An 11380-nucleotide genomic window follows, 5' to 3' on the forward strand; every position below is an offset into this window, starting at 1 on the left:
CACCCCCACCGCACTCAGCGGCAGATCCGCACCACCCTCGCCCGCCGCCTCCAGCGCCGGCACCAGCTTCTCGATGACGGTGTGCAGGAGTCGGCCCACGGCTCGGGCGTCGATCGGGGCGACCGCGTCGACGGTCAGGCCGAAGCCCTCGCCGTCGTCCTCGACGGAGACCGCGAGCGGGTAGTTGGTCCGCTCGCTCATGAAAACGGTGCTGATGCCGCCGTTGCGCTCGACCGGCGTCTGACGGACGGCCGCGCCCGGCGTGTTGTGCCGGTAGTTGAAGATCGAGGTGAACAGCGGCGCCGTCGACAGTCCGCTCGCCTGCTGGGCGATCGCCAGCGGGGCGTGCTCGTGGACGAGCAGTTCGGCCAGCTGACGGCGCACCCCGCCCAGGGCCTCCAGCACACCGGCGCCGTCCACCCGCACGCGGACCGGCAGGGTGTTGATGAACAGGCCCGCGACCCGGTCGGTGCCGGCTCCGGTGCCCGCGTTCATCCGGCCGAAGAGGACGGTCCCGAAGACCACGTCCGAGCGGCCGGACACCGAGGCGAGCACCCGCGCCCAGGCGAGGTGCAGCACCGTCGCCGGGCTCACGCCGACCGTGCGGGACACCTCGCGCACCCGCGCGGAGAGCTCGTCCGTCAGCAGGACGGTCTCGCGGACGACCTCGGCGCCGTCGCCGTAGACGTCCAGCAGCCCGTACGGCGCGGTGGTCTCGGTGACGTCGCCGAGCAGCCCGGCGAAGTAGCGCTCGTGCTCCTCGCGGGAGATCCCGAGCCGGGCCTGCGCCACGAAGTCGCGGAACGGCAGCGGCTCGGGCAGCTGGTCGCCACGGCCCTCCAGGAACGCGCGGACCTCGCCCATCACCACGTCCATACCGGTGTGGTCCATGACCAGGTGGTGCATCCGCACCAGGGCCACCCAGCCGTCCCCGCCCGCCGGATCAGCGGCGATGTGCACGTCCAGCAGCGGCGCCCGGCCCAGGTCCATCGACGAACCGATGCCCGACAGCAGCTGCTCCACCGGGTCCGGGCCGGCCGCGTCGAGCGCGACCTCGGTCACGGGCAGGGTCGCCCGACGCCAGACCACCTGCACGGGCTCGGGCAGCTGCTCCCAGACGATGCCGGTGCGGTAGATGTCGTGCCGGTCCACCACCCGCTGGAGAGCGGCCAGGAAGCCGTCCAGCGTCGGCCGCGAGTCGAAGCGCATGACGCGCGGCGCGACGTACGCGTCCTCGCCGCCGGCGGCCATCACGTGGTGGAAGAGCAGGCCCTCCTGGAGCGGCGCCAGCGGGTAGACGTCCGCGACGTTGCCCGCGCCGCCCGCCACGGTGGCGACGATCCGCGCGACCTCCTCGGCCGACAGCTCGATCAGCGGGAGCATCTCCGGGGTGATGACCTGCGCGCCCTCGGGGATCAGGTTCGGCGGGACGACCACCGACTCGGTGCCCGCCACCGCCGCCAGCCCGGCGGGCGTCGGCGACTGGAACAGGGCCCGCACCGACACCGCCACGCCGCGCGTGCGCAGCCACTCCACCAGACGCACGGCGAGCAGCGAGTGCCCGCCGAGCACGAAGAAGTCGTCGTCCACACCGACCGACTCCAGGCCCAGCACCTCGGCGAAGCCGGCGCAGAGCACCTCCTCGCGGACACTGGACGGGCCGCGCCCGCCGGCGGCCGCGGCGGCCGCGTAGTCAGGGGCGGGCAGGGCCTTGCGGTCCAGCTTGCCGTTGCCGGTCAGCGGCAGCGCGTCCAGCACCACCACCGCCGCCGGGACCATGTACTCGGGCAGCCGGGCCGCCACGAACTCCCTTACAGCGGCGGGGAGAAGAGCATCGCCGGCCGGGACCACATAGGCGACCAGGCGCTTGTCACCGGGCACGTCCTCGCGGGCGACGACCGCGGCCTGCCCGACCCCGGGGCGTTCGCCGACGACGGCCTCGACCTCGCCCAGCTCGATCCGGAAGCCGCGGATCTTGACCTGCTCGTCGGCCCGCCCGGCGAACTCCAGCTCGCCGCGGGCGTTCCAGCGGACCCGGTCGCCGGTGCGGTACATCCGGCTCCCGGCCGGACCGAACGGCGAGGCCACGAAGCGCTCCGCCGTCAGGCCCGCCCGGCCCACGTAGCCACGGGCGAGCTGCGCGCCGCTGATGTACAGCTCGCCGACCACGCCGACCGGCACCGGGCGCAGTGCCTCGTCCAGCACGAAGACCCGGGTGTTGGGGATCGGCCCGCCGATCGGGACGCCGGACGCGTCGGGGGCGCAGTGCCAGGCCGTCGCGTCGACGGTGGTCTCGGTGGGCCCGTAGGTGTTGAACATCAGCCGGCCGGCCGACCAGCGGGTCATCACCTCGGGCGGGCAGGCCTCGCCGCCCACCTCGAGGACGAGGCCGGGGGCGACCGCGCCCGGGTCCATGGTCGCCAGCACCGCCGGTGGCAGGGTCGCGTGGGTGACGCCGCGCTCGGCGAGGAAGGCCTCCAGCTCGCTGCCGAGCCGACGCTCCGGGGGAACGACCGCCAGGGTCGCGCCGGCGAGCAGCGCCAGCGACCACTCGGAGCAGAAGTTGTCGAAGCTGACGGAGGCGAACTGGGCCACCACGGAGTCCGGCCGGACGCCGAAGCGGCCGTGCCCGACGGTGAGGTTGACGAAGGCGCTGTGCGGGACGGCCACGCCCTTGGAGCGTCCGGTGGAGCCGGAGGTGAAGATCACGTAGGCCGGGTGCGTGGGCAGCAGCTCGCCGACCCGCTCGTCGTCCGTCAGGGCGGCACCGTCCAGCTCCGCCAGCCGGGCGGCGGTGGCGTGCTCGTCCAGGACGAGCACGGGCGCGCCGACCCGGTCGGGCAGGCTGGTGACGGCGGTGGGGGAGGTCAGCACGGCGGCCACGCCGGCGTCGGCCAGCATGAAGGTGATCCGCTCGACCGGGTAGTCGGGGTCGACCGGCAGGTAGGCGGCGCCGGCCTTGAGCACCCCGAGGAGGGCGGCCATCAGCTCCGCGCCGCGTTCCAGGCAGAGCGCCACGACGGACTCCGGCCCGACGCCCTGGCCGGCCAGCAGCCGGGCGAGGCGGTTGGCGCGGGCGTCCAGCTCGGCGTAGCTGACCTCGACGCCGTCGGCGACCACGGCCACCGCGTCGGGGGTCCGGGCCGCCTGGGCCGCGAACAGCTCGGGCACGGTGGCGGCTGGGGCGGGCGCGGCGGTGGCGTTCCACTCGGTGAGGACGCGGCGGCGCTCGTCGGCGTCCAGCACGTCGACGGCGCTCAGGCGCAGGGACGGGTCGGCGACCAGCTCGGTGAGCAATCGCTGCCAGCGGGCGGCGATCCGCTCGACGGAGGCGCGCTCGAACAGGTCGGCGGCTCCGATCAGCCCGCCGCGGATCCCGGCCGGGCGGCCGGCGGTGTCGAAGGTCTCGCCGAGGGTGACGTCGAGGTCGAACTTGGCCACCACCTCGGCGGAGGCCGCCGTGGGCAGCGCCCGTACGCCGGGCAGCGCCAGGTCGGCGCGGGCCTGGTTCTGGACGGTCAGCATGACCTGGAAGAGCGGGTGGCGGGAGAGCGAGCGCTCGGGGGCCAGGTCCTCGACCAGGCGCTCGAACGGGACGTCCTGGTGCTCGAAGCCGGCCAGCGCCGTCTCCCGGACCCGGCCGAGCAGTTCGGCGAAGCTCGGGTCCCCGGAGAGGTCGGTCCGCTGGACCAGGGTGTTGACGAAGAAGCCGACCAGGTCGTCCAGCGCCTCGTCCGTACGGCCGGCGTTGGCCGCGCCGATCGGAATGTCGGTGCCCGCGCCAAGCTTGGAGAGCAGCACGGCCAGCGCCGCCTGCGCCACCATGAACAGGGTCACGCCCTGCTCCCGCGCCACCGCCAGCAGCTCGCGGTGGACGTCGGCGCCGAGCTCCAGTTCGGCGTTGTGGCCGAGGTAGCCGGCCACGGCCGGGCGGGGCCGGTCGGTGGGCAGCGCCAGCTCCTCCGGCGCACCGGCCAGCGCCTCGCGCCAGTAGCCGACCTGCTGGGAGAGCACGCTCTGCGGGTCGTCCTCCGAGCCGAGGAGCTCGCGCTGCCAGAGCGCGTAGTCCGCGTACTGGACGGGCAGCGGGGCCCAGTCGGGCTCGCGGCCGTCGGTGCGGGCGGCGTAGGCGGCGGAGAGGTCGCGGGCCAGCGGGCCGGTCGACCAGCCGTCGGACGCGATGTGGTGCATCACCACGACCAGCACCTGCTCGCCGCCGCCGGTGGTGAACAGCCGGGCCCGGACGGGGATTTCGCCTGCCAGGTCGAAGGCGTGGGCGGTGGCGGCGGCCACCTCCGCGGCCAGCTCGCTCTCGGCGACCCGGGTCACCTGGAGCGCGAAGCCCGTCTCCGCCGCCGGCAGCACCCGCTGGTGCGGCTCGCCGTCGGTGAGCGCGAAGACGGTGCGCAGCACCTCGTGCCGCTCCACCACGTCGAGCAGGGCGGCGCCCAGCGCGTCGGTATCCAGCTCGCCGGTGAGTCGCAGCACCACCGGCACGTTGTAGGTGGCGCTTGGCCCCTCCAGCCGGCCCAGGAACCAGAGGCGTTGCTGGGCGAAGGAGAGCGGCACCAGCTCCGGGCGCTCGCGCACGGCCAGGGCGGGGCGGGCGATGTCGAACTCGCCCGGCAGGGTCGCGGCGAGGCGGGCCGGCGTGGGCGCCTGGAAGAGCGCGCGCACCGAGATCTCGACGCCGAGGCCCACGCGGAGCCGGCTGGCGAGCCGCACGGCGAGCAGCGAGTGCCCACCGAGGGCGAAGAAGTCGTCGTCGACGCCGACGTGGTCCAGGCCGAGCACCTCGGCGAAGGCCGCGCAGAAGGCCTTCTCGCGCTCGTCGGCCGGTTCACGGCCGGTGCCCGCGGCGGCGGCGTAGTCGGGGGCGGGCAGGGCGCGGCGGTCGAGCTTGCCGTTGACGGTCAGCGGCAGCGCGTCCAGCACCACCACCGCCGCCGGCACCATGTACTCGGGCAGCCGCTCCGAGGAGAACTCCCGCACCAGGCGCGGGAGCTCGTCACGCGCGGCGGACTCCTCCGGCACCACGTAGGCGACCAGGCGCTTGTCGCCCGGCGCGTCCTCGCGGACGACCACGGCGGCCCGGCCGACGGCCGGGTTCGCGATCACGGCGGCCTCGACCTCGCCCAGCTCGATCCGGAAGCCGCGGATCTTCACCTGGTCGTCGGCCCGGCCCAGGAACTCCAGCAGGCCGTCCGCCGTCCAGCGGACCCGGTCGCCGGTGCGGTACATCCGGCTCCCGGCGGTGTCGAACGGCGAGGCGACGAACCGCTCCGCCGTCAGACCCGGGCGGCCCACATAGCCGCGGGCCAGCTGGGCCCCGGCCACGTGCAGGTCGCCGGCCACCCCGGCCGGCACCGGACGCAGCGCGGCGTCCAGGACGAACACCCGGGTGTTCCACATCGGCCGGCCCATCGGCACGGCCGCCTGCTGCCCGGCGGCGCCGAGGTCGACGAGGTTGTCGGTGCAGCCCACCGTCGCCTCGGTGGGGCCGTAGTGGTTGACCACGGCGACGCCCGGGTGACGGCTCGACCACTCCTTGACCAGGCTGCCGGAGGCCGCCTCGCCGCCGATCATCAGCCGACCGGTGGGGGCACAGATGTCCGGCAGGACGTCCATCAGCGCGAGGTGGCTCGGGGTCACCTTCAGGAAGGTCAGGCGCTCCCCGTCCAGGGCCTCGGACAGCGCCTCGGGCAGCCGCTCGTCGAAGGCGGCGACCACCAGCCGGCCGCCGGCGCAGAGCGCGCCGTACAGCGCGGTCACGCCCGCGTCGAAGGAGATCGAGGCGTGCCACAGCGTGCTGCCGGCCAGCTCCGGGTAGGCCACCCGGCAGCGGGCCACGTAGTTGACCAGGGCCCGGTGCTCGATCGCCACGCCCTTGGGCCGCCCGGTCGAACCGGAGGTGTAGATGACGTACGCGGGGTGCGCGGGCAGCAGCGGGCCGGCGAGCTCCCGCGCCGCCGGGGCCGCACCGTCCAGCGCGGCGAGGGTCGCGCGGAAGCCGGGGTCGTCGAGGAGCAGCACCGGCGCGTCCGCGTGCGCGGGCAGGGCGGGGCGGCAGGCCGCCGAGGACAGCACGGCCGCCGGCCCGGCGTCGCCCAGCATGTAGGCGATACGCTCCGCCGGGTACTCGGGGTCGATCGGCAGGTAGGCGCTGCCGGCCTTGAGCACGCCGAGCAGGGCGACCACCAGGTCGACGCCGCGCTCCATGCAGACCGCGACCAGCGACTCCGGGCCCACCCCGGTGCCCGCCAGGTAGCGGGCCAGCCGGTTGGCGCGGGCGTCCAGCTCCGCGTAGGAGAGCGCGACGCCCTCGGAGACGACCGCGACCGCGTCCGGGGTCCGGGCCACCTGCGCCGCGAACAGCTCGGGCAGGGTGGTGTCCGGCACCTCGGCCGCCGTGTCGTTCCACTCGGTGAGGATCCGGCGGCGCTCGTCGGTGTCCAGCACGTCTACCGCGCCCAGGCGCACCGACGGGTCCGTCACCAGGGCGCCGAGCACCCGCGGCCAGGCCGCCGCGATCCGTTCGACCGAGGACCGGTCGAACAGGTCCGCCGCCGCCTTGACCACACCGCGCAGCCCGGCCGGCGCGCCGTCGGCGCCGAAGACCTCGGTGACGGTCACGTCCAGGTCGTAGCGGGCCGCGAGCTCGGTCGTGAGCCCCTGCGGCAGCTGTCCGGTCCGTACGCCCGGCAGGGCCAGCCCGGCCCGGGCGTTGTTCTGGACGGCGAGCATGACCTGGAAGAGCGGGTTGCGGCTGAGCGAGCGGGCCGGCGAGAGCTCCTCGACGAGGCGCTCGAAGGGCACGTCCTGGTGCTCGAAGGCGCTGAGCGACGCCTCCCGCACCCGGTCCAGCAGCTCGGCGAACGTCGGGTCGCCGGACAGGTCGGTGCGCTGCACCAGGGTGTTGACGAAGAACCCGACCAGGTCGTCCAGCGCCACGTCGGTACGGCCGGCGGTCGCCGAGCCGATCGGGACGTCCTCGCCGGCGCCGAACTTGGAGAGCAGCACGGCCAGAGCCGCCTGCACCACCATGAACAGCGTCATGTCCTGCTGCCGGGCCACCTGCGCCAGCTGCCGGTGTGCCTCGGCCGGCACGTCGAACTCCACCGAGTGCGCGCGGAAGCTCGGCACGGCCGGGCGGATCCGGTCGAACGGCAGCGGCAGCTCCTCGGGGGCGCCAGCCAGCGCGTCCCGCCAGTACGCCAGCTGTTCGGCGAGCACGCTCTCCGGGTCGTCCGGCGAGCCCAGCACCTCGCGCTGCCAGAGCGCGTAGTCGGCGTACTGGACGGGCAGCGGCTCCCAGCCGGGCGCGCGGCCCGCGCGGCGGGCTTCGTAGGCGGCGGAGAGGTCGCGGGCCAGCGGCGCCAGCGACCACCCGTCGGAGGCGATGTGGTGCATCACCACGACCAGCACGTGCTCGGCCGGGGCCGTCGTGAACAGCCAGGCGCGGATCGGGATCTCCGCCGCCAGGTCGAAGGCGTACCGGCCGGCACCGGCCACCGCGTCGGCCAGCCCCTCGGCCGGGACCTCCACGGCCTCGAAGTCGAAGTCCGCCTCCTCCACCGGCAGGACCTGCTGGTACGGCTCGCCGTCGGCGACCGCGTACACCGTGCGCAGCACCTCGTGCCGGCCGATCACATCGCGGAAGGCCGCACCGAGCGCGTCCACCTCCAGGTCACCCGTGAGCGGCAGCACCATGGGGTTGTTGTAGGTCGCGCTCGGACCCTCCAACTGCCCCAGGAACCACAACCGACGCTGCGAAAAGGACAACGGCACCATCAGGACTCCCCCTGTCGACGCATCGGCCGCAACGCCGGCCTAGCTGCTTTCTTGGTTCCACGTTCAAGTTGTTCGAGCTCCTGCGCGAGGCGGGCCACGGTCGGCGCCTTGAACATCAGGCGCACCGTCACCTCCACGCCGAGCTCTGCCCGCACCCGGGCGGCCAACCGCACCACCAGCAGCGAATGGCCGCCGAGGGCGAAGAAGTCGTCGTCGACACCGACCGACTCCAGGCCCAGCACCTCGGCGAACGCCGCGCACAGGACCCGCTCCCGCTCGTTCGCCGGCTCCCGGCCCGCCGACGTGCCCGCCGACCAGTCCGGGGCCGGCAGCGCACGGCGGTCCAGCTTCCCGTTCGCCGTCAACGGCAGCACGTCCAGCACCACCACCGCCGCCGGCACCATGTACTCCGGCAGGCCACTTGCCGCGAACTCCCGTACCTCGGACGGGAGAAGAGCCTCGCCGTCCGGTACGACATAGGCGACGAGCCGCTTGTCGCCGGGCACGTCCTCGCGGACGGTCACCACGGCCTGGGCCACCCCGGGGTGAGCCGTCAGGGCAGTGGCGATCTCCCCCGGCTCGACGCGCAGCCCGCGGATCTTCACCTGGTCGTCGGCGCGGCCCAGATACTCCAGCTGCCCGCCGTCGGTCCACCGGGCGATGTCGCCGGTGCGGTACATCCGGCTCCCGGCCCCGCCGAACGGCGAGGCCACGAACCGCTCCGCCGTCAGACCCGGACGGCCCGCATAGCCGCGGGCCAACTGCACGCCCGCGAGGTACAGTTCGCCGCCCACCCCGGGCGGGACGGGCCGCAGCGCGGCGTCCAGCACGTAGGTGCGGGTGTTGGCGACGGGCGCGCCGATCGGCACCGACCCGCCGCTCTGCCCCGGACGGCACCGCCAGGCCGTGACATCGACCGACGCCTCGGTCGGGCCGTACAGGTTGTACAGCCCCGCGCGGGTGCCGAACACCTCGAAGAAGCGCTGCTGCACATGGAGCGGCAGCGCCTCGCCCGAGCAGATCACCCGCCGCAGACCGACACACCCACCCGCCGCCGGCTCGGCCAGGAAGGCCTCCAGCATCGACGGTACGAAGTGCGTGACGGTGACGGCCCGCTGCTGGATCAACTGCGCCAGATACACCGGGTCCTGGTGGCCGCCCGGGCGGGCGACCACCAGCGTCGCCCCCTCCAGCAGCGGCCAGAAGAACTCCCAGACCGACACGTCGAAGCCGAACGGGGTCTTCTGCAGAACACTGTCGGAGGGGATGAGGCCGTACTCCCGCTGCATCCACTCCAGCCGGTTCACGATCCCCTCGTGCGGGACCACGACGCCCTTCGGACGGCCCGTCGAACCCGAGGTGTAGATCACGTACGCCGGGTGCTCCGGCCGCAGCGCCACCTCGGGCGCCACCGCCGGCCGCGCCTCCAGAGCGGCCGCCGTCGCCGGGTCGTCCAGGGTCACCACCGCCACGTGCGGCGGCGCCGACAGGGCGGCAGAGCGCGCCGTCACCGCCCACGCCGCGCCGGAGTCCTCCAGCAGGTAGGCGATCCGCTCGCCCGGCAGCTCCGGGTCGACGGGCAGGTACGCCGCGCCCGCCTTCTGGACCGCGAGCAGCGCGACCACCAGGTCGGCGCTGCGGGCCAGGCAGACCGCCACCACCGACTCCGGTCCGACACCCTGGCCCGCCAGGTGGCCCGCCAGCCGGTTGGCGCGGGCGTCCAGCTCGGCGTAGCTGAGTTCTTCGTCCTCGAAGACCACCGCCACCGCGTCCGGCGTCCGGGCGGCCTGCGCCGCGAACAGGGCCGGCAGGGTGGCCGGCGCGATGTCGGCCGCGGTGTCGTTCCACTCGGTCAGGACGCGGCGCCGCTCCTCGGCGTCGAGCACGTCGACGGCGCCCAGCCGCAGCGACGGGTCGGCGACCAGGCCGGCGAGCAGCCGCTGCCAGCGGTCGGCGATCCGCTCCACGGAGGCGCGGTCGAACAGGTCCGCCGCGCCGACCAGCGTGCCGCGGATCCCGGCCGGCCGGCCGTCGCCGTCGAACACCTCGGCGAGCGTGACGTCCAGGTCGAACCGGGCCATCGGATCGGCCGTCGGGCCCATCGGCGCCGCCTCGACTCCGGGCAGGGCAAGCGCGGTGCGTGCGTTGTTCTGCACGGCCAGCATCACCTGGAACAGGGGGTGCCGGACCAGCGAGCGGGACGGCGCGAGCTCTTCGACCAGGCGCTCGAACGGGACGTCCTGGTGCTCGAAGCCGGCCAGCGCCGTCTCCCGGACCCGGCCGAGCAGTTCGGCGAAGCTCGGGTCCCCGGAGAGGTCGGTGCGCTGGACCAGGGTGTTGACGAAGAAGCCGACCAGGTCGTCCAGCGCCTCGTCGGTGCGGCCCGCGTTGGCCGTTCCGATCGGGATGTCGGTGCCCGCGCCGAGCTTGGAGAGCAGCACGGCCAACGCGGCCTGCGCCACCATGAACAGGGTCACGCCCTGCTTCCGCGCCACCGCCAGCAGCTCGCCGTGAACAGCGGCCGTGATCTGCAGATCCGCCGAGAACGCGGCGTAGCCCGACACCGCCGGGCGGGGCCGGTCGGTGGGCAGAACGAGCTCCTCGGGAGCGCCGGCCAGCGCCTCGCGCCAGTAGGCGAGTTGCTGGGAGATCACGCTCTCGGGGTCGTCCTCCGAGCCGAGCACCTCGCGCTGCCAGAGCGCGTAGTCCGCGTACTGCACGGGCAGCGGGGCCCACTGCGGCGCCTCGCCCGCGAGGCGGGCCGCGTACGCGGCGGAGAGGTCACGGGCGAGAGGGCCCGTCGACCAGCCGTCCGAGGCGATGTGGTGAACGACCACGACCAGCGTGTGCTCACCCACCCCGGTGGTGAACAGCCAGGCCCGGACGGGGATTTCATGGTCCAGGTCGAAGGCGTACCGGGTCGCCTCGGAGACGGCGGCGGCCAGTTCGGCGGCCGGCACCTCGGTGACCTGGAGCTCGAACCCGGCCTGCTGGGGCGACAGGATCTGCTGGTACGGGGTGCCGTCGACGACCGCGTACCGGGTCCGCAGGACCTCGTGGCGGCCCACCACATCGAGGAAGGCCGAACGCAGGGCGCCCTGGTCCAGCTCGCCGGAGAGCCGGAGCAGCATCGGAATGTTGTAGAGCGCCGTCGCTCCGTCCAACTGGCCGAGGAACCAGAGGCGTTGCTGGGCGAAGGACAGCGGGAGCAGTTCGGGGCGCTCGCGAACGGTCAGAGCCGCACGGGCCACCTGGCCCGGACCGGCCAGCCGACCGGCGAGCCGGGCCGGCGTCGACGCCTGGAACAACGTACGCACCGACACCTCCACCCCCAGCGCCGCACGCACCCGACTCACCAGACGCACAGCGAGCAGGGAGTGGCCGCCGAGCGCGAAGAAGTCGTCGTCCACACCGACGACCGGCAGGCCCAGAACCTCGGCGAACGCGTCACAGAGCACCTTCTCCTGCTCGGTCTCCGGCTCCCGACCCGCGCTGGCGGTGGCCGCGTAGTCGGGGACGGGCAGGGCCTTGCGGTCCAGCTTCCCGTTCACCGTCAACGGCAGCACGTCCAACGGAACGACAACCGCCG

Annotated in this window: 2 protein-coding genes; both read right to left on the bottom strand. The window is 74.4% G+C overall.

Features of this window, described 5'->3' with window-relative positions:
* On the bottom strand, positions 1-7791 hold a 7791-nt coding region (locus AC0B61_RS36525; RefSeq protein ID WP_471746752.1), incomplete at its 3' end, for an amino acid adenylation domain-containing protein.
* The coding region (locus tag AC0B61_RS36530; protein WP_471746754.1) for an amino acid adenylation domain-containing protein at positions 7791-11380 on the bottom strand (3590 nt) is incomplete at its 5' end. The genes AC0B61_RS36525 and AC0B61_RS36530, both read right to left, overlap by 1 nt.

The organism is Kitasatospora sp. NPDC023385 (assembly GCF_055664045.1).